This is a genomic window from Burkholderia sp. MSMB0856 (genome assembly GCF_001524645.2).
Classification (GTDB): domain Bacteria; phylum Pseudomonadota; class Gammaproteobacteria; order Burkholderiales; family Burkholderiaceae; genus Burkholderia; species Burkholderia diffusa.
On record NZ_CP013427.1, the window covers coordinates 636,760 to 658,896 of the forward strand.

Consider the following 22,137-nt stretch of genomic DNA (forward strand, 5'->3'; position numbering starts at 1 on the left):
GGGAGCCCACATGATCGGTAACTGGAACTACGGTACGGGCCGCCGCAAGAGCGCAGTCGCACGTGTCTTCATCAAGGCTGGCAAGGGCGACATCATCGTCAACGGCAAGCCCATCGCTGACTACTTCTCGCGCGAAACGTCGCTGATGATCGTGCGTCAACCGCTGGAACTCACGAACCACGGCCAGACGTTCGACATCAAGGTGAACGTGAACGGCGGCGGCGAAACGGGTCAGGCAGGCGCGGTGCGCCACGGCATCACCCGCGCGCTGATCGACTACGATGCGACGCTGAAGCCGTCGCTGTCGAACGCAGGCTTCGTCACGCGCGATGCACGTGAAGTCGAGCGTAAGAAGGTTGGTCTGCGCAAGGCACGTCGCGCAAAGCAGTTCTCGAAGCGTTAATTCCGCTTCATGGCCGCGCCGCTTCCGGGCGGCGTCCGCCGGAAAAACCGCCAGCTTTCACGCTGGCGGTTTTTTTATGCCCGCGCGGCGGGGCTCCGCGGGCCGTTTCCTTTACGGAAATCAACAAGAACCTATTGATTTCATGGACATCAGCACGATCTTCTGATCGGCCCTACAATAGCGGCTAAAGCTTTTTGGAGAGTTCGCATGAACGCTGTTACCGAATCCGCAGCAACGACCACCGAAATGCCGGTACCGTTCGTCTTCACCGACGCCGCGGCCGACAAGGTCAAGCAACTGATCGACGAAGAGGGCAATCCCGACCTGAAGCTGCGCGTATTCGTGCAGGGCGGCGGTTGCTCGGGCTTCCAGTATGGCTTCACGTTCGACGAGGAAGTCAACGAGGACGACACCGTGATGAACAAGAACGGCGTCCAGCTCCTGATCGACTCGATGAGCTACCAGTACCTGGTCGGCGCCGAGATCGACTACAAGGACGACCTCAACGGCGCCCAGTTCGTGATCAAGAACCCGAACGCAACGACCACCTGCGGGTGCGGCTCGTCGTTCTCGGTCTGAACGCACGACGGATCCTGTCGGGTTCGCCGGAATGAAAAACGGGGCTTCATGCCCCGTTTTTTTTGTGCCCATGCGCGGCGCGAACCGCTTCCTTCGGCCTTTCGTCAGCGCGGATAAAGCGCGCCTAGCACGCGCGCATCCGCTGCACCCGTCACGCTCGCGAGGTTGCCGGGCTGACGCGCGGTGAAGCGATACGCGAGCCACGCGAACGCGAGCGCTTCGACCTGTTGCGGCGGCACGCCGAGCGCGGCCGTCGTCTCCACCGTCGCCGGCACGCCGGCCTCGCGCAGCGCTTCCGCGAGCGCGGCGAGTAGCACCGGATTGCGGGCGCCGCCGCCGCAGACGAATACGGCTTTGCAATCCGTCGCGTGCTGCGCGACTTCGCGGGCGACCGAGACGGCGGTGAGCGCCGTCAGCGTTGCCTGCACGTGTTCCGGCGCGACCTGCGCGAACGTGGCGAGCTTCGCGTCGAGCCACGCGGGATTGAACAGGTCGCGGCCGGTGCTTTTCGGCGGCAGCGCGGCGAAGTAGGGCTCGTCGAGCAGCGCGTCGAGCAGCGGCACGTGCACCGTGCCGCGCGCGGCGAACTTGCCGCCGTCGTCGTACGGCTTGCCGAGGTGGCGCGTCGCCCATGCGTCGAGCAGCGCGTTCGCGGGCCCGCAGTCGAAGCCGCGCACGTCGCCGCCATCACCGGGCAGGATCGTGATGTTGCTGATGCCGCCGAGGTTGCAGACGACCCGCGTCTCGCCCGGCGCGCCGAACATCGTCGCGTGGAACGCAGGCGCGAGCGGCGCACCGTGGCCGCCGGCCGCGACGTCGCGGCTGCGGAAATCGGCGATCACGTCGATGTGGGCCAGCTCCGCAAGCAGTGCCGGATTGTTGAGCTGGCGCGTGTAGCCGCGCTCGGGACGGTGCCGGACCGTCTGGCCATGCACGCCGATCGCGCGGATCTCGTCGCGCGACAGGCCGGCGGTGCGCTGCAACTCGTGACAGCACACCGCGTAGCGCGCGACGAGCGCGTTCGCCGCGAGCGATTCGCGGTCGATCTCGTTGTCGCCGGGCTGCTGCAGCGCGAACAGCGCGTCGCGCAGCGATTGCGCGAAGCCGACGAAGGCTTCCGCGAGCACGACCGGCGCGCGGCCGGTCTCGAAACGCACGGCGACGCCGTCGACGCCGTCCATGCTGGTTCCCGACATCAGCCCGAAGTAGATGCCGTCGGCCGGATGGGCGAGTTGCGGATGTCGTTGCGGCACGTTGGGTTCTCCTGGATCGAGCGGCGCGGGCCGGTGCCGCGCGCCTTGCGCCCGATTATCCGCGCAACCTGACGCATCGTTAAGCGATGCACGCGCAAGTTATGGGAAAATCCCTGTCTTTGCGACATTCTTCCTGGCACCGATGAGCACCGAACCCAGTTCCAAGCCTGTTTTCCCGATCACCGACGAAGTCCGCCATGCGCTCGCCGTCACGAAGCGCGGCGTCGACGAACTGCTGATCGAGGAAGAGTTCGCGCAGAAGCTCGCGCGCAGCGCGGCCACCGGCACGCCGCTGCGCATCAAGCTCGGCCTCGATCCGACCGCGCCCGACATCCACATCGGCCATACGGTCGTCTTGAACAAGATGCGTCAGCTGCAGGATCTCGGCCACACCGTGATCTTCCTGATCGGCGATTTCACGTCGCTGATCGGCGACCCGTCGGGCCGCAATGCGACGCGTCCGCCGCTCACGCGCGAACAGATCGAGTCGAATGCGAAGACCTACTTCGAACAGGCCGCGCTCGTGCTCGACCGCGCGAAGACCGAAATTCGCTACAACAGCGAATGGTCGATGCCGCTCGGCGCGGACGGGATGATCAAGCTCGCGTCGCGCTACACGGTCGCGCGAATCCTCGAGCGCGAGGATTTCACGAAGCGCTTCCAGAGCGGCGTGCCGATCTCGATCCACGAATTCCTGTACCCGCTGATGCAGGGTTACGACTCGGTCGCGCTGAACGCCGACCTCGAACTCGGCGGCACCGACCAGAAGTTCAATCTGCTCGTCGGCCGCGAACTGCAGAAGCAATACGGCCAGGAACAGCAGTGCATTCTGACGATGCCGCTGCTCGAAGGCCTCGACGGCGTCGAGAAGATGTCGAAGTCGAAGGGCAACTATGTCGGCATCAGCGAGAAGCCGACCGACATGTTCGGCAAGCTGATGAGCATCTCGGACACGCTGATGTGGCGTTACTTCGAGCTGCTGTCGTTCCGGGGCCTCGACGAAATCGCCGGCTTCAAGCGCGACGCCGAAGGCGGCCGCAATCCGCGCGACTTCAAGGTGCTGCTCGCGCAGGAAATCGTCGCGCGCTTCCATTCGCAGGCCGACGCCGAGCGTGCGCTCGAAGATTTCAATCATCGCGCGAAGGGCGGCGTGCCGGACGACATCCCGTCGGTCACGCTCGCGGGCGCGCCGCTCGCGATCGGCCAGCTGTTGAAGCAGGCGGGCCTCGTGCCGTCGACGAGCGAAGCGCTGCGCAACATCGAGCAGGGCGGCGTGAAGATCGACGGTGCGACGGTGTCCGACAAGGGCCTGAAGGTCGAGGCCGGCGAGTTCGTCGTTCAGGTCGGCAAGCGCCGCTTCGCGCGCGTCACGCTGACCGCATGATCGCGCTGATCCAGCGCGTGAAGCGCGCCGACGTGCGCGTCGGCGACCGCACGACGGGCGAGATCGGCGCAGGACTGCTCGCGCTCGTCTGCGCGGAGCGCGGCGACACCGAGGCCGCCGCCGACAAACTGCTCGCGAAGCTGCTCGGCTATCGCGTGTTCAGCGACGCGGCCGGCAAGATGAACCTGCCGGTGTCGAACATCGACGGCGCGGGCGGCGCCGGCGGCCTGCTGCTCGTGTCGCAGTTCACGCTCGCGGCCGATACCAACAGCGGGCTGCGGCCGAGCTTCACGCCGGCCGCGCCGCCCGACGAAGGCGCGCGCCTGTTCGACTATTTCGTCGCGGCCGCGCGCGAGCGTCATCCGGTCGTCGAGACGGGCGAATTCGGCGCCGACATGCAGGTGTCGCTCGTCAACGACGGCCCCGTGACGTTCTGGCTGCAAGTGCGGCCCTGATTCTTTCCCGGAGACGCGCCGCGATGGCCACCACGCAGATTCTCTTCATTCGTCATGGCGAGACGGCCTGGAACCGCATCAAGCGCATCCAGGGCCATATCGACATTCCGCTGGCCGACACGGGGCTCGCGCAGGCGCAGCGGCTGGCCGTCCGGCTCGCGCGGGACGCGCATGAAGGGCAGCGCATCGACGCGATCTATTCGAGCGACCTGATGCGCGCGCAGCAGACCGCGCAACCCTTTGCCGATGCGCTCGGGCTGCCGCTGCGGTTGCGCGAAGGGCTGCGCGAACGTGCGTACGGCGTGTTCCAGGGGCATGACAGCACCGAGATCGAGACGCTGTTTCCGGACGCCTACGCTGCTTGGCAGACGCGCGACCCGGGTTTCGCGCCGGACGGTGGCGAGTCGCAGCGCGAGTTCTATCATCGCGTGCTGCATGCGCTCGAGCCGATCGTCGCCGCGCATCCGGGCGGGCGCATCGCATGCGTCGCGCACGGCGGCGTGCTCGATTGCGTGTATCGCTTCGCAAACGGTCTCGACCTCTCGGCACCGCGCAGCTATCAGTTGCTCAACACCAGCATCAACGTCGTCGATTACGTCGATGGCCGTGCGCAAGTCGTGCAATGGGCCGACGTGTCGCATCTGGATACCGCGAGCGACGACGACGGGTATCGCAAGGTACTTTGATTTTGATGCGGTCATGCCGGTGCCGCCGGCGTGATCGGGCGGGGGTGGCCCCCTCCATTTCAGGTTTGGTGCGGCAGTGCCTGGCGCGTCCTGTAGCCGAGCGCGTACGCGATCCTGCCGGGCTTGTCGGCCGTAATCGGCTGGCGCAGCTTGTCGAATTCTCCTTTCGGGTACTTCTTGCCGCCATCGATCGCATCGACGCGGCGGTCACGGGAATATCACGGTCACGGCAATTGAAATGATCCGAAGAAACGGATCGTCAGGCGGGCGGGGTACCGTCGGGCGTCGTCGCCGTTGCGCGTCGGCGTGCGCGTTTCGAGGCGCCGTTGACGAGCGCCCAGCGCAGCACGGGCGCGACCGCCCTGACACCGGGCCGGACCACCGCGCGTCGCAACGGCGCGAACGTCGATACGCTGAGCATGCGCTGCGCCCAGTTCGGCAGCAGGTCTATGCCCGCATGCATGATCAGTGACGCGGCCGGCCGCAGCACGGGCGTGGAGATCGGCACATTCAGCAGGATGTCCATGACGTCGAAGGTGCGTGGCCCTGCTTCGAGTTCGGATTGCATGCGCGTGAAGTAGGCCGCCACTTCCGCACGCGAACGGGGAACATCCCTGGCGCCGAGCAGCTCGGCGATCAATGCCGTCTCGGCGTAGTAGCCGTCCTGCTGCTCGCCCGACAGCGACGGATTCACATAGCGCAAATGTGCGGCGAGGAAGCTCGATACTTCCGCGACATGCACCCAGGTCAGCAACGCCGGATCGTCGGCTCGGTACGGCCTGCCGTCGGGCGCGGTACCCGATACGCGCGCGTGGATCGTTTTTACGCGCTCGATCAGCGCGAGTGCGTCCGCGCGGCTGCCGAACGTCGTGCCCGTGATGAACGTTGCGGTGCGCCGCAAGCGGCCGAGGATGTCGGTGCGAAACGACGAGTGATCCCAGACGCCCGCGAGCGCGAGCGGATGGAGCGCCTGCAGCAGCAGCGCAGCAATGCCGCCCGTCATCATCGACGTGAAATCGGCATGCACGCGCCAGCAGATGGCGTCGGGGCCGAACAGCCCCGGGTCTCCGGGTGGCGACGACAGGTCGATCGACGGGCCGCCGCCGCCCGTCGTCAGGTGCGTGATGCCGGCCACGAGCCGCTTGCGGATCGGTTCGACCCAGCGCGGACCCGGCGTGGGCGTGGCGGGGTGCGGGCTGGGCGGCGTGGTCATGGCAGGTGTGGCGTGGGCGGCGGGTTACTTCCCGTCGGCGGTATCCCACATTCCGCGTTCGGTATTGCCGGCATCGGGCGCGGAGAGCCCGAAGTGGCGGTACGTGAGCAGTGTCGCGACGCGCCCGCGCGGCGTGCGCTGCAGGAAGCCCTGCTGGATCAGGTATGGTTCGAGCACGTCCTCGATCGTGTCGCGCTCCTCGCCGATCGCCGCCGCGAGGTTGTCGATACCGACCGGGCCGCCGTCGAACTTGTGCAGGATCGCCTCGAGCAGCTTGCGGTCCATCAGGTCGAAGCCGACCGGATCGACGTCGAGCATCGCGAGCGCGGCGTCGGCCACGGCCGCGGTGATCTGGCCGTCGGCCTTCACTTCCGCATAGTCGCGCACGCGACGCAGCAGCCGGTTCGCGATCCGCGGCGTGCCGCGCGAGCGCTTCGCGATTTCCAGTGCGCCGTTCGGATCGATCTGTGCGTTCAGCAGCGACGCCGAGCGCCGCACGATGCGCGACAGCTGGTCGGCATCGTAGAACTCGAGGCGCGCGACGATCCCGAAGCGATCGCGCAGCGGGTTGGTCAGCATCCCCGCACGCGTGGTCGCGCCGACCAGCGTGAACGGCTGCAGGTCGAGCTTCACGCTGCGCGCGGCCGGCCCTTCGCCGATCATGATGTCGATCTGGTAATCCTCGAGCGCCGGATACAGGATTTCCTCGACGACCGGCGACAGCCGGTGGATTTCGTCGATGAACAGCACGTCGTTCGCTTCGAGGTTGGTCAGCAGCGCGGCGAGATCGCCCGCGCGCTCGAGCACGGGGCCCGAGGTCTGGCGCAGATTCACGCCCATCTCGCGCGCGATGATGTGCGCGAGAGTGGTCTTGCCGAGGCCCGGCGGTCCGAACAGCAGCACGTGGTCGAGCGGCTCGGAGCGGCGCTTCGCGGCCTCGATGAAGATCTCGAGCTGGCCGCGCACCTTTTCCTGGCCGACGTAGTCGTCGAGCTGGCGCGGCCGCAGCGCGCGTTCGAACACCTCCTCGTGCGACGAGGCGGGCGTGGCGGCGATGATCCGCTCGGCGGCGAGTTTGTCGGTTTCAATCATGCGGCCATTGTACCGCGCGCGGTCACGCGGTCGAACTGGCCGAACGGCCGACTGGTGCGCGCCGCACGGCGGCGCGACACTGGCTCCGAAAGCCGGTTCGGGCGGGTGTTACGCCTTCGACAGTGCCTTGAGCGCGAGCTTGATGCCCTCGGACACGCCGGTGCCGGCCGGCACGTTCTTGATCGCGGCGAGGCCTTCCTTTTCCGAGTAGCCGAGCGCGAGCAGCGCGTTGAGGATGTCGGTCGCGTGATCGGACTGGGATGCGGCGCCGGCGAGCGCACCGAGGTCCGCGCCGAGCTTGCCCTTCAGCTCGAGCAGCAGGCGCTCGGCGGTCTTCTTGCCGATGCCGGGCAGGCGCGTGAGACGTGCGGCGTCCTGCATCGTCACCGCCTGCGCGAGCTCCTGCACGCTCATGCCGGACAGCACGGCCAGCGCCATGCGCGCGCCGATACCGGTGATCTTCAGCAGTTCGCGGAAGGTCGTGCGCTCCTGCGGCGTCAGGAAGCCGTACAGCAGGTGCGCGTCCTCGCGCACGATCTGCTGCGTGAGGAGCACGACGCGCTCGCCGGTCTGCGGCAGGTTGTAGAAGGTGCTCATCGGCACGTCGATCTCGTAGCCGACGCCGTTGCAGTCGACGAGCAGGTGGGGCGGGTTCTTTTCGAGCAGGATGCCGGCGATGCGACCGATCATGGATGGCGGGAAGCGAGGAAGAAAGCGCGAGTGTAGCGCAGGTGCGGCGCGATGCCGATGGGTTGGCCTTCAGGTCGGGGCGATGCGACACGCGTGCGTGATGCAGGGCGATGAGGCGATCGGGTGGGCAGGGCGGTCGCAGCCGCAATGCGCGACGCGCCGTAGACATGCGTGCCGTTTGCGTCAGCCGACGAGCCGTCCGCGCCGCACCCGCAGCCCCTTTTTCGCGAGCGCCGGCGCGAGGCCGCTGATCGTGCCGAGCGTATTACCGCTGTGCGCATGGCAGATCGCCATCCCGAGCGCATCGGCCGCGTCGCTGCCGGGCTGGCCCGTGAGATTGAGCAGCCGCGTGACCATCTCCTGCATCTGCGACTTGGTCGCGCGGCCGTAACCGACGACGGCCTGCTTCAGTTGCAGCGCGGTGTATTCGGCCACCGGCAAGCCGCCGGCGACGAGCCCGCAGATCGCGGCGCCGCGCGCCTGACCGAGCAGCAGTGTCGACTGCGGGTTCACGTTGACGAACACCTGCTCGATCGCGGCTTGATCGGGCGCGTGTTCGCGCACGAGCGTCGATACGCCCTGGAAGATCGTGCCGAGTCGGGTGGCCAGGTCGGCTGTTGGCGTGCGGATCACACCGCTCGCGACATAGGCGAGCCGATGGCCGCTGACGTCGATGATGCCGAAGCCGGTGACGCGCAGGCCGGGGTCGATGCCGAGAATTCGCATGAGTGAGGAGAAAAACCTGATGCAGCGATACTACAACGAATGGTGTGCGGTGCCGGCCGCATGGTCGTGTGCGCCGGCGCCGCGCAATAAAAAACCCGGCGGGTGTGATGCCGCCGGGTTTGCATGCAGCGGCCGCGCGGGCCGCGTGCGATCAGTGACGGAAGTGACGCACGCCCGTCAGGACCATCGCGATGCCGTGCTCGTCGGCCGCCGCGATCACTTCGTCGTCGCGCATCGAGCCGCCCGGCTGGATCACGCAGGTCGCGCCAGCCGCCACGACGACGTCGAGGCCGTCGCGGAACGGGAAGAACGCATCCGACGCGACGGCAGAGCCGGCCAGCGTAAGGCCCGCGTTCTGTGCCTTGATGCTCGCGATGCGCGCGGAATCGACGCGGCTCATCTGGCCGGCGCCGACGCCGAGCGTCATGCCGTTGGCGCAGAACACGATCGCGTTCGACTTCACATACTTCGCGACGCGCCATGCGAACAGCAGGTCGTCCATTTCCTTCGCGGTCGGTTGACGCTTCGTGACGACGCGCAGCTCGCTCGGCTGCACGTTCTTCGAATCGAGCGACTGCACGAGCAGGCCGCCGCCCACGCGCTTCAGGTCGAACGCGTTATGACCGTCGCCCAGCGCGATTTCGAGCAGGCGCACGTTCTGCTTAGCGGCGAACACCTGCTTCGCGGCGTCCGAGAACGACGGCGCGATCAGCACTTCGACGAACTGCTTCGCCACCGCCTGCGCGGCCGTCTCGTCGACTTCGCGGTTGAACGCGATGATGCCGCCGAATGCCGACGTCGGGTCGGTCTGGAATGCCTTCGCGTACGCATCGGCCGAGTCGTTGCCGACCGCGACGCCGCACGGGTTCGCATGCTTGATGATCACGCAGGCCGGCGCGTCGAACGTCTTCACGCATTCCCACGCCGCGTCCGAATCCGCGATGTTGTTGTACGACAGCTCCTTGCCCTGCAGCTGGCGGTAGTTCGCCAGCGCGCCGGCCGGTGCCGCGAGGTCGCGGTAGAACGCTGCGCTCTGGTGCGGGTTCTCGCCGTAGCGCAGGTCCTGCACCTTGTCGAACGCCATGTTCAGCGTGGCCGGGTACGCGCTGCGCGATGCGTGCTGCAGCTCGTCGGTCAGGCTCGTCAGGTAGTTCGTGATCGCGCCGTCGTATTGCGCCGTGTGCGCGAACACCTTGGTCGCGAGACGGAAGTTGGTCGCGTAGCCGATCGCGTTGCCGTTCGCCTTCATTTCGTCGAGCACGACCGCGTAGTCGGCCGGATCGACGACGACCGTCACGTCGCGGTGATTCTTCGCGGCCGAGCGCAGCATCGTCGGGCCGCCGATGTCGATGTTCTCGATCGCGTCGGCGAGCGTGCAGTCGTCCTTCGCGATCGTCGCGACGAACGGATACAGGTTCACGACCAGCAGGTCGATCGTCGGGATGCCGTGCTGCTCCAGCGCCTGCATGTGCTCGGGCAGGTCGCGGCGGGCGAGGATGCCGCCGTGCACCTTCGGGTGGAGCGTCTTCACGCGCCCATCGAGCATTTCCGGAAAGCCCGTGTAGTCGGCCACTTCGGTAACGGGCAGGCCCGCGTCGGCGAGGAGTTTCGCGGTGCCGCCGGTCGACAGCAGCTTGACGCCGAGGTCGGACAGCGACTTCGCGAAGTCGACGATGCCGGTCTTGTCGGAAACGGAAATGAGCGCTTGCTTGATCATGATGGAACCACCAATAGCCAGGGAAACGGGGACGGGACGGCTGCCTACAGCAGGCCGTGCTGCTGCAGCTTCTTGCGCAGCGTATTGCGATTGATGCCGAGGTACTCGGCGGCGAGCGACTGGTTGCCGCCGGCCTGTACGAGCACGACCTCGAGCATCGGCTTTTCGACGCAGGACATCACCATTTCATAGACGTCGTGCGGATTGGAGCCGTCTAGATCCCGGAAATACACGTCCAGGCTCTCGCGGACACATTGTTCGATGTTGTGCTTGCTCATGCTGCTAACTGGTTATGGTCGTCCGACTCGCCCTGGCCGTTTTCCTCTTCGTCATCGACGTAGACGAGGTGGTCCGACAGCGCTTTTTGCGCCTCGAAGAATGCATTGACGGCGGCGAGCTGCTCGCGGGTGGAATCGAGCGTGTTCATCCTGTGCCGGAACCCGTTGGCACCGGAAAGGCCGCGAGTGTACCAGCCGATGTGCTTGCGCGCAGTACGGACGCCGGTGAATTCACCATAGAACGCGTAGTGGTCTTCCAGGTGTTCGTTCATCACGTGCTGGATCTCGTCGATCCGCGGCGGGGGCAGCAGCTCGCCGGTTTGCAGGAAATGATCGATTTCACGGAACAGCCAGGGCCGACCTTGCGCGGCACGACCGATCATCAGTGCGTCGGCGCCGGTTGCGTCGAGCACGGCCTTCGCTTTCGCCGGCGACGTGATGTCGCCGTTCGCGACGACCGGGATGTGCACGGCCGCCTTCACGGCCGCGATGGTGTCGTATTCCGCGTCGCCGCGGTAGAGGTCGGCGCGCGTGCGGCCGTGCACGGTCAGCATCGAGATGCCGGCCGCCTCGGCGAGGCGCGCGACCGTGATCGCGTTCTTGTGCTCGCGATCCCAGCCGGTGCGGATCTTCAGCGTGACGGGCACCGCATCCGGCCCCGTGCCGACCGCCGCGACGACGGCCTCGACGATCCGCTGCACGAGCGGCTCGTTCTGCAGCAGCGCGGAGCCGGCCGCGACGTTGCAGACCTTCTTCGCCGGGCAGCCCATGTTGATGTCGATGATCTGCGCGCCGTTGTCGACGTTGTAGCGGGCGGCTTCGGCCATCATCGCCGGATCGGCTCCGGCGATCTGCACCGCGATCGGCTCGACTTCGCCTTCGTGGTTCGCTCGCCGCATCGTCTTCGCGCTCTTCCACAGCTGCGCATTGGACGCGACCATCTCGGACACGGCGTATCCGGCCCCCAGCCGCTTGCACAGCTGGCGGAACGGGCGATCCGTCACCCCGGCCATCGGGGCGACGAACAGGTTGTTACGCAATACGTGAGGGCCGATAACGGGCATCGCAATGGCACCGCCCGCGAGCGCCGGGAGTCGCGGGCAAAAAAGGGCGGAGGGAAAACGCGCATTTTACCGTATTCCCATGCCCCGCCGATTTGACCCGGTTTGCACGGCGCCGACGACACGCAACGCGCGCCGCGCCGCGCGTCAGTTGCGCTGGCCGAACATCATCTGGCGCGCGATCGCCTTCTTCAGCGGCGGTACGAATTCGAGTGCGGTGAGCGCCGCGCCGCGCAACAGCGGAAGGGGGCCGGTGTCGACCGTGAACAACCGCGCGAGCGTGTCGGTCGCACCGATCGTGAAGCGCCGGTCGAGTGCACGCCGCGCGTTGAAGGTTGCGAGCGCGGTCGGTTCGAAGCCTTGGGTGGACAGCGCGTCGACGAGCGTATGCGCATCGCGCAGCCCGAGATTGAGCCCCTGGCCGGCGACCGGATGCAGCGTTTGCGCGGCGTTGCCGACGATCGCGATGCGCCCGCTGACGAGCGTTTGTGCCGCGTTCAGCCCGAGCGGGAACGAGGCGCGCCCCGCGATCGCGACGAACTGCCCCATCCGCTCGCCAAAGGCAGCGCCGAGTTCGCGCAGGAACGCGTCGTCGGGAAGGGCGGCGCGGCGGACCGCTTCGTCGGGCGTGCAGCACCATACGAGCGAATACTCGGCCTGGCGCGGGCCACCGAGCGGCAGCAGCGCGAGCGGGCCTTCGTGCGTGAAGCGTTCCCATGCGACGTTCGGGCGCGGCGCCGAGACCGTGACCGTGCCGACGATCGCGGTCTGACCGTAGTCGCGGCGATGCTTGCCGGTATCGGCCTGCTGTTCGTGGAACAGCCCGCCTTCGGCGTTGATGACGATGCGCGCGCGCAGCGTGCGCTCGCCTTGCGGACCCTCGAGCGTCAGCGTGACGCCGTCGGCGTCCTGTTGCGGCGTGCGCGCGGTGGTCGACGTGAGCCAGTCGACGCGCGTGCCGCGCACGGCCTGCGCGAGCGCCTGCACGATCGAACCGTAGCGCACGACATAGCCGAGCGCGGCGAGGTCGTGCTCGTCGCGGTCGATCAGCGTGCGGCCGAAATGGCCGCGCTGCGACACGTGGATGTGTTCGATCGGCGTCGCGTCGCCCGGCCATCCGAGCGTGTCGAGCAGCACGCGGCTGCCGTGCGATACGGCGATCGCGCGCGGGTCGTTCGCGCTCGCGGCCGGCTCGCGCGCATCGATCAGCGCGATCGACGCGTGCTGCGTCGCGCTGCGGCGGGCGAGCCAGCCGGCGAGCGCGAGCCCGACGGGGCCGGCGCCGACGATGGCGAGATCGTAGTCCGGCGTGGCCGGGGAGGAAGCGGTCGTCATCAATGTTCGTGAAACGGGGTAACGGTCAACGGCGGTCAACAGCGAGTCGACGGTGGCTCGACAGCGGAGCGAGGGCAACCTGCGGCACGCTCACGCGCCGTGCGCCGCGCCAGCGCGCATCAACGCCTCGATCTCGGCAGCCGCCACCGGCACGTCGCGCGTGATCAGCTCGCAACCGTGCTCGCGCACGATCGCGTCGTCCTCGATGCGGATGCCGATGTTCCAGTATTCGGACGGCACGTCGTCGGCTGCCCGCACGTACAGGCCCGGCTCGACGGTAAGCGTCATGCCGGGTTTCAGCGTGCGCCACGGCAACGCGCCGTCGGCGTCGCGCGCGGCAAGCCGCTCGCGGTAGTCGCCGCAATCGTGCACGTCCATGCCGATCCAGTGGCCCGTGCGGTGCATGTAGAAGCGTGCGTATGCGCGCTCGGCGATCACGTCGTCGACGTTCGAGAAGCGCGTCTTCGGGATGATGCCCGTATCGAGCAGCCCTTGCGCCAGCACACGCACGGCCGCGTCGTGCGGTGCCTCGAACGATACGCCCGCGCGCGTCGCGTCGATTGCGGCCTGCTGCGCGGCGAGCACGATGTCGTACAGCGTGCGCTGCGCGGGCGAGAAGCGCCCGTTGGCCGGGAACGTGCGCGTGATGTCCGACGCGTAGCCGTCGAGTTCGCACGCGGCATCGATCAGGATCAGGTCGCCGTCCTGCGCGGCCGCGTTGCCGGCCGGGTAGTGCAGCACGCACGCGTTCGCGCCGGCCGCGACGATCGAGCCATACGCGGGCGCCTGCGCGCCATGCTTGCGGAACGTGTACAGCAGCTCGGCCTCGAGTTCGTATTCGCGGATCCCCGGGCGGCACACCTGCATCGCGCGACGGTGCGCGAGCGCGGAGATGTGCGCGGCGCGCATCATGATCGCGAGTTCGTGTTCGTCCTTCACGAGCCGCATGTCGTCGACGAGCGGCGTGAGGTCGAGCAGCGCGTCCGGCGCGGCGACACCTGTGCGCGCCTGCGCACGCACCGCATCGATCCAGCCGGCGAGCTGGCGGTCGAACTCGGCCGAGGCGCCGAACCGATAGTGCACGGTGCCCGCATCGGCGAGCAGGCGCGGCATTTCGGTGTCGATCACGTCGACCGCGTAGGCCGCGTCGAAGCCGAATGCATCGCGCGCGGCCTCGGGTCCGTAATGGAAACCTTCCCAGATCTCGCGATCGGCATTCTTCGCGCGGCAGAACAGGATCGATTCCGGCGTGCCTTGCGACCCGGCGGCGTTCAGCACGAGCACGGCATCCGGCTCGGTGAAGCCCGTCAGGTAGTGGAAGTAGCTGTCATGCCGGTACGGGAAGGCCGTATCGCGGTTGCGCAGCATTTCCGGCGCGGTGGGAACGATGGCGACGCCGCCGCCCGCGGCGCGCAGTGCGGCAAGCACGCGTTCACGGCGCTGGCGGTAGACGTCGACGGCGATGGCGGTATCGAGGGGCGCATTCATCGTGCGATTGTAGCGCCGCCGGACGCGGTGTGTGAAAGGCGCGGCTGCAAGCCGCGCCGGACGGGGCTCGGCGACGGCTGTTGCAAACCATCCACAGGCCGGACGGGCAGATTTTCTGCCCGGCCACGCCGGCCGGTTATGATCGGCGACAACGTATACTCTCGGCGGTTCCCTTAAAAAGGCAGATGATGAAATTAATCGGTTCGCTCAGCAGCCCGTACGTCCGAAAGGCGCGGATCGTGCTTGCTGAAAAGAAGATCGACTACAAGCTGGAGCTCGAGAACGTGTGGGCGCCGGATACGAACATTCATGCATCGAATCCGCTCGGCAAGGTCCCGTGTCTCGTGATGGAGGATGGTGCCGCGGTGTTCGATTCCCGCGTGATCTGCGAATACGTCGATACGCTGTCGCCGGTCGGCAAGCTGATTCCGCCGTCGGGGCGCGAACGTGTCGAAGTGCGGTGCTGGGAAGCGCTGGGTGACGGCGTGCTCGACGCGGCCGTGGCGATTCGTCTCGAACACACGTTGCGCGACGAAGCGCAGCGCAGCGCGAGCTGGGTCTCGCGTCAGCAGCGCAAGATCGACGACGCGCTCGTCGCGATGTCGCAGGGCATCGGCGGCAAGACGTGGTGCGTCGGCAATCATTACACGCTCGCCGACATCGCACTCGGCTGCGCGCTCGGCTACCTCGACTTCCGGATGCCCGAACTCAACTGGCGCGACCGCCATCCGAACCTCGACAAGCATTTCGTGAAGCTGTCGCAGCGGCAGACGTTCGTCGACACGCTGCCGCAGGGCTGACCGACCGCCGGCGGCGGATCGGGCAGACAAAAGAAAAGCGCCCCGCGGGGCGCTTTTCTTATGGCGAGCCGCCCGTCGGCTGGCGATCGCGTTACTCGATCGACGTGTAAACGGTTTCGCCGAGCACGAACGAATCGCTGCGCGCGATCGGCCACCACTTGTCGTACAGCGTATAGCCGCAGGTCTGGCCGTCGAGCAGCGCGCCGGGCTTCAGGTACTTCAGCAGCTGCGACATCAGCCGCACCTCGTGCGGCGCGACCCGCTGCACGATGTGATGCGCGCGCAGCTCGGACGGATGGCCGAGGCCGGCCGCCTGCACGAGTTCCTGCAGCGCATGCAGCGTATTGCGGTGGAAGTTGTACACGCGCTCGGCCTTGTCGGGCACGACGATGGCGCGCTGGCGCACCGGGTCCTGCGTGGCGACGCCGGTCGGGCAGCGGTCGGTGTGGCAGTGCTGAGCCTGGATGCAGCCGACCGCGAACATGAAGCCGCGCGCCGAATTCACCCAGTCCGCGCCGATCGCGAGCGTGCGCGCGATGTCGAACGCGGTGATGATCTTGCCGCTCGCGCCGATCTTCACGCGGTCGCGCACGCCGATGCCGACGAGCGTGTTGTGCACCAGCAGCAGCCCTTCCTGCAGCGGCACGCCGACGTGATCGGTGAATTCGAGCGGCGCCGCGCCGGTGCCGCCTTCCGCGCCGTCGACGACGATGAAGTCCGGCACGATGCCCGTCTCGACCATCGCCTTCGCGATCCCGAAGAATTCCCACGGATGGCCGATGCACAGCTTGAAGCCGGTCGGCTTGCCGCCGGACAGCGTGCGCAACCGCTCGACGAATTCGAGCAGCCCGCGCGGCGTCGAGAATTCCGAGTGCGTCGCGGGCGAGATGCAGTCCTTGCCCATCGGCACGCCGCGTGTCTCGGCGATCTCGGGCGTGATCTTCGCGGCCGGCAGCACGCCGCCGTGGCCCGGCTTCGCGCCTTGCGACAGCTTGATCTCGATCATCTTGACCTGCGGATCGGCGGCCTGCTTCGCGAACTTGTCCGGATTGAACGTGCCGTCGTCGTTGCGGCAGCCGAAGTAGCCGGATGCGATTTCCCAGATGATGTCGCCGCCGTTCTCGCGGTGGTACTTCGACAGCGAGCCTTCGCCGGTGTCGTGCGCAAATCCGCCTTTCTTCGCGCCGAGGTTCAGCGAGCGGATCGCGTTCGCGGACAGCGAGCCGAAGCTCATCGCCGAGATGTTGAAGATCGAGATGTCGTACGGCTGCGCGCGATTCGCACCGACCCGGATGCGGAAGTCATGGTTCGGCAGCTTCGTCGGCGCGAGCGAGTGGCTGATCCATTCGTGCGCGACGGCCTTCACGTTCAGCTCGGTACCGTACGGGCGATTGTCGGCGACGTTCTTCGCGCGCTGGTAGACGAGGCTGCGCTGCGCGCGCGAGAACGGCTTCTCGTCGGTGTCGTCCTCGACGAAATACTGGCGGATCTCGGGGCGGATGAACTCGAACAGGAAGCGGAGATGGCCCCAGAGCGGGTAATTGCGCAGGATCGCGTGGCGGTCCTGGTTCAGGTCGTACAGGCCGAGAGCGACGAGGGCGACGGGGATGATGATCCACAGCCAGGAAAGCACGTGGATCGACGCGAGTGCGGCCGCGGCAACGAGCAGCAGGACGGCACACCACATCGCGAGGTAGCGTCGTGAAAGCATGGGGGCTCCGTAAGCATCTTGAAATGCCGCCATGCGTACGCTGCGCGGCGGCGCACCGGCCGCGGCGGAATCGTGTTCCGCCGGGCGCGGCGTGCCGCAAGTCTAAACCGAATGGATGTCAGCGTGCTTCCGCGAGCGCGCCCGCGTGCGTTGCCGCCGGCGCCGTCTGGCCGGGCTGGCCGGTGGCCGCGAACTCGATGATGCCGCCGCCGAGGCAGATCTCGCCGTCGTACAGCACGGCCGACTGGCCCGGCGTGACCGCCCATTGCGCGTCGTCGAACGCGAGCGAGAAGCGCTCGCCGTCGGCCCGGCCGAACGCGGCCCGGCCGAGCGCGGCCCGGCCGAACGTGCAGGCCGCATCGGCCTGCCGGTAGCGCGTCTTCGCACCGCACGAGAAGCCGTCGGCCGGCGGCTCGCCCGCGACCCAGCTCACGTTGCCGGCGACGAGCTCGCGCGACAGCAGCCACGGGTGGTCGTGGCCCTGCACGACGTACAGCGTGTTCGACGCGATGTCCTTCGCCGCGACGAACCACGGTTCGCCGCTGCCGTCCTTGCTGCCGCCGAGGCCGATGCCCTTGCGCTGGCCGAACGTGTAGAACGCGAGGCCGATGTGCTCGCCGACCACCTTGCCGTCGGGCGTCTTCATCGGGCCGGGTTTCGTCGGAAGATAGCGGTTCAGGAAGTCGCGGAACGGCCGTTCGCCGATGAAGCAGATGCCGGTCGAGTCCTTCTTCTTCGCGTTCGGCAGGCCGATCTGCGCGGCGATCTCGCGCACCTTCGTCTTCGGGATCTCGCCGAGCGGGAACATCGTCTTCGACAGCTGCGCCTGGTTCAGCCGGTGCAGGAAGTACGACTGGTCCTTCGTGTGATCGAATGCCTTCAGCAGTTCGAAGCGACCGTCGCGCTCGCGCACGCGCGCGTAGTGGCCGGTTGCGATCATTTCCGCATCGAGCGACATCGCGTGGTCGAGGAACGCCTTGAACTTGATCTCGGCGTTGCACAGCACGTCCGGGTTCGGCGTGCGGCCGGCCGAATATTCGCGCAGGAATTCGGCGAACACGCGGTCCTTGTATTCGGCCGCGAAGTTCACGGCTTCCACGTCGATGCCGATCAGGTCGGCCACCGACACCACGTCGATCCAGTCCTGGCGCGTCGAGCAGTATTCGCCGTCGTCGTCGTCTTCCCAGTTCTTCATGAACAGGCCGACCACGTCGTACCCCTGTTCCTTCAGCAGCCACGCGGTCACCGACGAATCGACGCCGCCCGACATGCCCACTACTACACGGCGCTTGCTCATTTGTTTACCGCCTGACGGTCGAATGCTTCCGGGCGCGGCGCGACCGAATGCGTGTGCACGAAATCGAGCGGAATGCGCCGCCCGGCGAGATAGTCGTCGACGCAGCGCATCACCGCCGGCGAGCGGTGGCGCTCGCTGCACGCGCGCAGTTCGTCGGCGCTCATCCATAGCGTGCGGACGATGCCGTCGTCGAGCATGTGGCCCGGCAGCGGTTCGCCGGCCGTGCCGCAGAACGTGAAGCGCAGGTAGGTCGCGCCGGCGCTGTCGGGGCGGTCGTAGTGCGCGAGATAGACGCCGACGAGCGCGTCGGGCACGAACGGATGCGCGGTTTCCTCGAGCGTCTCGCGGATCACGGCGTCGGCGAGCGTTTCGCCGGCTTCGAGATGGCCGGCCGGCTGGTTGATGCGCAGGCCCGTGGAGGTTTCTTCCTCGATCACGAGAAAGCGACCGGCGCGCTCGACAAGCGCCGCGACGGTCACATGCGGGGTCCAGATTTCGGGTTTCATGGTTCGGCATTTTACCGGTTGCGCCCGGACGCTGCCGGCCGTCAGGTTAGACGAATCCGACCCCGGTCGTTCTTGTGGCGCCGCAGGCCTTGCCGATTGCCGCGACGCGTCCCGGCGCCGCCGCCTGCCTCGGCTGGCGGCCAGCCGAGGCGGGGCGGTCCGACAGTCACGCGCCGAATCGCGCCCCGTTTTTCACGGTGCGACGATCGTCGCGACGCAGGCGGCGATCGTATCCCGCACGCGCACGATCGCCGGGTCACGCTGCGTGCTCGTGCGCCAGCCGATTTCCACCGGGTAGCGCGGCAGCTCGACCGGGCACGCGAGCGCGCGCAGCGACGTCGCCTGCGCGATCGCGCGAGCCGCGTGCGCCGGAATCGTCGCCACCGCGTCGGAGCCGGCGAGCAGGTACGGCAGCGCCGCGAAATGCGTGGTCGACGCCGCGACGCGCCGTTTGTGTCCGAGCGCGGCCAGCGCTTCGTCGACGATCCCGATCACGCCGCCCGACGACACGAGCAGGTGATCGCGCTGCACGAAATCGGCGAGCGCGAGCGTGCGCGGCGCGTGCGCGCGGCCGGCCGGATCGATCAGGCACGCGTAGCCGCCCGTCGCGACCGCGCGCCGGCTCAGTCCGTTCGCCGAGAATCCGCCCGACGCGATCGCGAGATCGACGCCGTGCCGCAGCAGCGCGTCGCCCGCGATGCCGCTGTGCGTCTGCCGGAAGATCAGCCGGATGCCCGCGGCTTCGCGGGCGACCGCGTCGATCAGCGCGCGGCCGAGCGCGATCTCGAAGTCGTCCGACAGCCCGACCGAGATCGTACGGCCGACCCGCTCGCCGCCGTCGGCTGCGATCGCGAGGCTTGCGCGGCAGCGGTCGAGCGCATCGGAGAGGATCGGCTTCAGTTCGTCCGCGCGCGGCGTCGGCGCGAGCCCGCGGCCGGTGCGCACGAACAGCGGATCGGCGTAGATCACGCGCAGCCGCGCGAGCGCCGCGCTCGCCGCCGATTGCGTGAGGCCGAGCCGCAGCGCCGCGCGGCTCGCGCCGCCTTCCTCGTACAGCGCCTCGAACACTTTCAGCAGATTCAGGTCGAGCGCGGCGATATCATCCGTATTCATGTCAGTTATCGTTTTATCGATTTGATCGATGAAATGATATCGATAAAGATGGCGTCACCCACTCACCGGAGACGCCTTCATGTCCACCTCAGTCATCGCCGCGCTGCAGATCGGCGCATCGCCCGCCGGCACGCGCGCCACGCTCGACACGATCCTCGGCTACGAAGCCGCGATCCGCGACAGCGGCGCGTCGCTCGTCGTGCTGCCCGAGGCCGTGCTCGGCGGCTATCCGAAGGGCGAGATCTTCGGCACGCGGCTCGGCTACCGGCTGCCCGAGGGCCGCGACGCGTACGCGCGCTACGCCGCGCAGGCGATCGACGTGCCGGGGCCCGAAACCGACGAACTGGCCGCGCTGTCGCAGCGCACGGGCGCGAGCCTCGTGATCGGCGTGATCGAGCGTGGCGGCAGCACGCTTTACTGCACGGCGCTGTTCTTCGATCCGCGCGCCGGGCTCGTCGCGAAGCACCGCAAGCTGATGCCGACCGGCACCGAGCGGCTGATCTGGGGGCAGGGCGATGGCTCGACACTGCCGGTGATCGACACGGCCGCGGGCCGTGCGGGCGCCGCGATCTGCTGGGAGAACCACATGCCGCTGCTGCGCTGCGCGATGTATGCGAAAGGCGTGCAGATCTGGTGCGCGCCGACCGTGGACGAGCGCGACCTGTGGCAAAGCTCGATGCGGCACATCGCGCACGAAGGGCGCTGCTTCGTCGTGAGCGCGTGCCAGGTGCAGCCGTCGCCGCGCGCGCTCGGCATCGACGTGCCGGGCTGGGATCCCGAGCGGCCGCTGATCCGCGGCGGCAGCGTGATCGTCGGGCCGCTCGGCGACCTGCTGACGGAGCCGCTGATCGGCGAGGCCGGGCTCGTGACCGCGCGCATCGATACGGACGAGCTCGTGCGTGCGCGTTACGACTTCGACGTGGTCGGGCACTATGCGCGCCCCGACGTGTTTTCGCTGCACGTCGACGAGCGGCCGAAGCGGTCGGTCGTGTTCGGGGAATGACGGGCGTTGCCGGGGCGCGGACGCCCCGGCTTGCGAATGGCGGCGGCGCGCGTCAGCGCATCGGCGCTTCCGCGATTCGCATGTAGTCGGCGATGCGCCGGCCTTCCATGTCCGGAAACTGCTCGTGCACGGTGATGTCGCCCATCCGCGCGATGTCGAAGGTGCGGAAGTCGTCGCGCAGCTCGCACCACGCGCCGATCGTCCAGCGTCCGCCCCAGTAGACGAGCCCGAGCGGCCACACACGGCGCTTCGTGTGCGCGCCGAGCCGGTCGCGATAGTCGAAGCTGACGATGTGGTGCGTGTCGACTGCCTGGTGGATCGCGTCGACCTTCGCGCAGAACGTCTCGTCGATGTGGAACGACGGCGCGAACACCGGCAGGCGATCGAGCGCGGTGCGCTTGTCGGCCGGCATCGCCGACGCGATCTTCGCGAGCGCCGAACGCGCGCCGCCCGCGAAGCGCGCGCCGCCCCAGGTCTCGAGCATCCGCGCGCCGGCCGCGAGCGCCGCGAGCTCCTCGGCCGTGAACGTGAGCGGCGGCAGGCTCGCGTTGCGGTTCAGCCGGTAGCCGATGCCGGCTTCGCCTTCGATCGGCACCCCTGACAGTTGCAGGTCGCGCACGTCGCGATAGACCGTGCGCGGCGACACCGACAGCCAGTCGGCGAGCTGCTGCGCGGTCGTGAGACGACGCCCGCGCAGCAGCTCGGCGATCTGGAACAGGCGGTCGGCACGGCGCGTCATGGCTGAACCTCGACTCCAACGGCTACGGGGACTTCGCGATGATAGCGCCGTGCCGGCCGGATCGTGGATGCGCTCAGTGGCATTTCGGTGCGTGCAGGCCGACGCGGTTGCCTTCGGTATCGATCAGGTAGCCGATGTAGCCGTAGTTGTTCGGCAGCTCGACGACCGAGCCCTGCACGACACCGCCCGCGCGCTTCGCGCGTTCGAGCGCCGCGACGACCGATTCCCCGGCGTTCAGGTACACGAGCACGCCGTTCGCGCTCGGCTTCATCTGCTGCGGATCGAACACGATGCTGCCGCCCGTGCTCGACGCTTCGTGATCGAATACGGCCATCGGCACGCCGCCGATGACTTCGCGCTGCAGCGTCGTCTGCAGCACGGTTTCGTAGAAACGGATCGCCCGGTCGAAATCGAGGGACGGGATGTCGAACCACGCGATCGCGCGTTCCAGGGTTGCGGTTTCGGTTGCAGTTGCAGTTGCGGACGTCATGACGAGCTCCTTGTTGTTCGGGTTCTTGATGGAAACCAGCCTTGCATTGCGCCGGGATTGCAGTGTGATCGGGGGCTGCTGACAGCGTGCTGTCAGTAGTCGTGGCGGTGCTGACAAA

General features: G+C 67.7%; 23 protein-coding genes and 1 pseudogene. 7 read left to right on the forward strand and 17 right to left on the reverse strand.

Annotated elements, in window-relative coordinates:
- The first annotated feature begins 10 nt into the window (after nucleotides 1-10).
- Nucleotides 11-403: a 30S ribosomal protein S9 gene (gene rpsI, locus WS87_RS04070; protein ID WP_011883283.1), complete on the forward strand. Its 393-nt coding sequence runs from the start codon at nucleotides 11-13 to the stop codon at nucleotides 401-403.
- A gap of 207 nt (nucleotides 404-610) precedes the next feature.
- Nucleotides 611-982 (forward strand): iron-sulfur cluster insertion protein ErpA, encoded by a 372-nt coding sequence (erpA, locus tag WS87_RS04075; protein WP_059451991.1) that lies wholly within the window; start codon nucleotides 611-613, stop codon nucleotides 980-982.
- A gap of 104 nt (nucleotides 983-1,086) precedes the next feature.
- Here the strand turns inward: erpA and WS87_RS04080 are convergent, their stop codons facing one another.
- On the reverse strand, nucleotides 1,087-2,235 hold the full coding sequence (locus tag WS87_RS04080) for an anhydro-N-acetylmuramic acid kinase (RefSeq protein WP_059820449.1): 1,149 nt from the start codon (nucleotides 2,233-2,235) through the stop codon (nucleotides 1,087-1,089).
- Between the two features lie 142 nt (nucleotides 2,236-2,377).
- On the opposite strand from WS87_RS04080, the gene tyrS reads away from it, so the two are divergent.
- The 3 genes from tyrS to WS87_RS04095 are packed head-to-tail and all read left to right on the forward strand — an operon-like array spanning nucleotide 2,378 to nucleotide 4,760.
- Nucleotides 2,378-3,619 carry a tyrosine--tRNA ligase gene (tyrS, locus tag WS87_RS04085; protein WP_059535332.1) on the forward strand — a complete coding sequence of 414 codons (1,242 nt, stop codon included), beginning with the start codon at nucleotides 2,378-2,380 and terminating at the stop codon, nucleotides 3,617-3,619.
- Complete coding sequence (gene dtd / locus WS87_RS04090) at nucleotides 3,616-4,074, forward strand: D-aminoacyl-tRNA deacylase (protein WP_006751891.1); 459 nt, start codon at nucleotides 3,616-3,618, stop codon at nucleotides 4,072-4,074. Before tyrS ends, dtd begins: the two co-directional genes overlap by 4 nt.
- A 23-nt stretch (nucleotides 4,075-4,097) precedes the next feature.
- Nucleotides 4,098-4,760, forward strand: a complete 663-nt coding sequence (locus WS87_RS04095; RefSeq protein WP_059535333.1) for a histidine phosphatase family protein — start codon at nucleotides 4,098-4,100, stop codon at nucleotides 4,758-4,760.
- Between the two features lie 59 nt (nucleotides 4,761-4,819).
- Here WS87_RS04095 and WS87_RS04100 read toward each other — a convergent pair.
- The 10 genes and pseudogenes from WS87_RS04100 to WS87_RS04150 form a co-directional block, all read right to left on the reverse strand.
- Nucleotides 4,820-4,963 (reverse strand): annotated as a pseudogene (locus WS87_RS04100) (ParB/Srx family N-terminal domain-containing protein); the annotation flags it as partial.
- 56 nt (nucleotides 4,964-5,019) lie between these two features.
- A complete protein-coding gene (locus WS87_RS04105) occupies nucleotides 5,020-5,973 on the reverse strand; it encodes an oxygenase MpaB family protein (RefSeq protein WP_059820450.1) in 954 nt (317 codons plus the stop codon).
- Nucleotides 5,974-5,997: 24 nt separating this feature from the next.
- Nucleotides 5,998-7,065 carry a Holliday junction branch migration DNA helicase RuvB gene (ruvB, locus tag WS87_RS04110; RefSeq protein ID WP_059465408.1) on the reverse strand — a complete coding sequence of 356 codons (1,068 nt, stop codon included), beginning with the start codon at nucleotides 7,063-7,065 and terminating at the stop codon, nucleotides 5,998-6,000.
- A gap of 108 nt (nucleotides 7,066-7,173) precedes the next feature.
- Nucleotides 7,174-7,755, reverse strand: a complete 582-nt coding sequence (gene ruvA / locus WS87_RS04115) for a Holliday junction branch migration protein RuvA (RefSeq protein WP_059451998.1) — start codon at nucleotides 7,753-7,755, stop codon at nucleotides 7,174-7,176.
- Between the two features lie 183 nt (nucleotides 7,756-7,938).
- Nucleotides 7,939-8,481, reverse strand: coding sequence for a crossover junction endodeoxyribonuclease RuvC (gene ruvC / locus WS87_RS04120; protein ID WP_059465409.1), 543 nt, complete (start codon nucleotides 8,479-8,481; stop codon nucleotides 7,939-7,941).
- A 151-nt stretch (nucleotides 8,482-8,632) separates the two neighbouring features.
- Nucleotides 8,633-10,198 (reverse strand): bifunctional phosphoribosylaminoimidazolecarboxamide formyltransferase/IMP cyclohydrolase, encoded by a 1,566-nt coding sequence (gene purH, locus WS87_RS04125; protein WP_059820451.1) that lies wholly within the window; start codon nucleotides 10,196-10,198, stop codon nucleotides 8,633-8,635.
- A 44-nt stretch (nucleotides 10,199-10,242) separates the two neighbouring features.
- Nucleotides 10,243-10,476 carry a Fis family transcriptional regulator gene (locus WS87_RS04130; RefSeq protein ID WP_006476892.1) on the reverse strand — a complete coding sequence of 78 codons (234 nt, stop codon included), beginning with the start codon at nucleotides 10,474-10,476 and terminating at the stop codon, nucleotides 10,243-10,245.
- Entirely contained in the window at nucleotides 10,473-11,540 is a 1,068-nt protein-coding gene (dusB, locus tag WS87_RS04135; RefSeq protein ID WP_059689065.1) for a tRNA dihydrouridine synthase DusB, read from the reverse strand. The genes WS87_RS04130 and dusB overlap by 4 nt, the downstream gene beginning before the upstream one ends.
- Before the next feature lie 144 nt (nucleotides 11,541-11,684).
- Nucleotides 11,685-12,872, reverse strand: a complete 1,188-nt coding sequence (locus WS87_RS04145; protein ID WP_059820452.1) for a UbiH/UbiF/VisC/COQ6 family ubiquinone biosynthesis hydroxylase — start codon at nucleotides 12,870-12,872, stop codon at nucleotides 11,685-11,687.
- A gap of 90 nt (nucleotides 12,873-12,962) precedes the next feature.
- The gene (locus tag WS87_RS04150; protein WP_059820453.1) at nucleotides 12,963-14,360 is read right to left on the reverse strand and encodes an aminopeptidase P N-terminal domain-containing protein; all 1,398 of its coding nucleotides are present in this window, start codon (nucleotides 14,358-14,360) and stop codon (nucleotides 12,963-12,965) included.
- A gap of 188 nt (nucleotides 14,361-14,548) precedes the next feature.
- Here WS87_RS04150 and WS87_RS04155 point away from each other — a divergent pair, with 188 nt between their 5' ends.
- Nucleotides 14,549-15,160 carry a glutathione S-transferase family protein gene (locus WS87_RS04155; RefSeq protein WP_059820513.1) on the forward strand — a complete coding sequence of 204 codons (612 nt, stop codon included), beginning with the start codon at nucleotides 14,549-14,551 and terminating at the stop codon, nucleotides 15,158-15,160.
- A 91-nt stretch (nucleotides 15,161-15,251) separates the two neighbouring features.
- Here the strand turns inward: WS87_RS04155 and WS87_RS04160 are convergent, their stop codons facing one another.
- The 4 genes from WS87_RS04160 to WS87_RS04175 form a co-directional block, all read right to left on the reverse strand.
- Nucleotides 15,252-16,871 (reverse strand): FMN-binding glutamate synthase family protein, encoded by a 1,620-nt coding sequence (locus WS87_RS04160; protein WP_059820454.1) that lies wholly within the window; start codon nucleotides 16,869-16,871, stop codon nucleotides 15,252-15,254.
- A 118-nt stretch (nucleotides 16,872-16,989) separates the two neighbouring features.
- Nucleotides 16,990-18,168 carry a tRNA 2-thiouridine(34) synthase MnmA gene (gene mnmA / locus WS87_RS04165; RefSeq protein WP_059820455.1) on the reverse strand — a complete coding sequence of 393 codons (1,179 nt, stop codon included), beginning with the start codon at nucleotides 18,166-18,168 and terminating at the stop codon, nucleotides 16,990-16,992.
- Nucleotides 18,165-18,674: an NUDIX hydrolase gene (locus tag WS87_RS04170; protein WP_059535350.1), complete on the reverse strand. Its 510-nt coding sequence runs from the start codon at nucleotides 18,672-18,674 to the stop codon at nucleotides 18,165-18,167. Before WS87_RS04170 ends, mnmA begins: the two co-directional genes overlap by 4 nt.
- A 192-nt stretch (nucleotides 18,675-18,866) precedes the next feature.
- The gene (locus tag WS87_RS04175; RefSeq protein ID WP_059820456.1) at nucleotides 18,867-19,787 is read right to left on the reverse strand and encodes a LysR family transcriptional regulator; all 921 of its coding nucleotides are present in this window, start codon (nucleotides 19,785-19,787) and stop codon (nucleotides 18,867-18,869) included.
- A gap of 79 nt (nucleotides 19,788-19,866) precedes the next feature.
- Here WS87_RS04175 and WS87_RS04180 point away from each other — a divergent pair, with 79 nt between their 5' ends.
- On the forward strand, nucleotides 19,867-20,790 hold the full coding sequence (locus WS87_RS04180) for a carbon-nitrogen hydrolase family protein (RefSeq protein ID WP_059820457.1): 924 nt from the start codon (nucleotides 19,867-19,869) through the stop codon (nucleotides 20,788-20,790).
- A gap of 52 nt (nucleotides 20,791-20,842) precedes the next feature.
- On the opposite strand, the gene WS87_RS04185 is transcribed toward WS87_RS04180, so the two are convergent.
- Together WS87_RS04185 and WS87_RS04190 are read right to left on the reverse strand one after the other, a co-directional pair.
- Nucleotides 20,843-21,529 (reverse strand): helix-turn-helix transcriptional regulator, encoded by a 687-nt coding sequence (locus tag WS87_RS04185; RefSeq protein WP_059535356.1) that lies wholly within the window; start codon nucleotides 21,527-21,529, stop codon nucleotides 20,843-20,845.
- Nucleotides 21,530-21,602: 73 nt separating this feature from the next.
- Nucleotides 21,603-22,019 (reverse strand): VOC family protein, encoded by a 417-nt coding sequence (locus WS87_RS04190; RefSeq protein WP_059535358.1) that lies wholly within the window; start codon nucleotides 22,017-22,019, stop codon nucleotides 21,603-21,605.
- Nucleotides 22,020-22,137 lie beyond the last annotated feature (118 nt).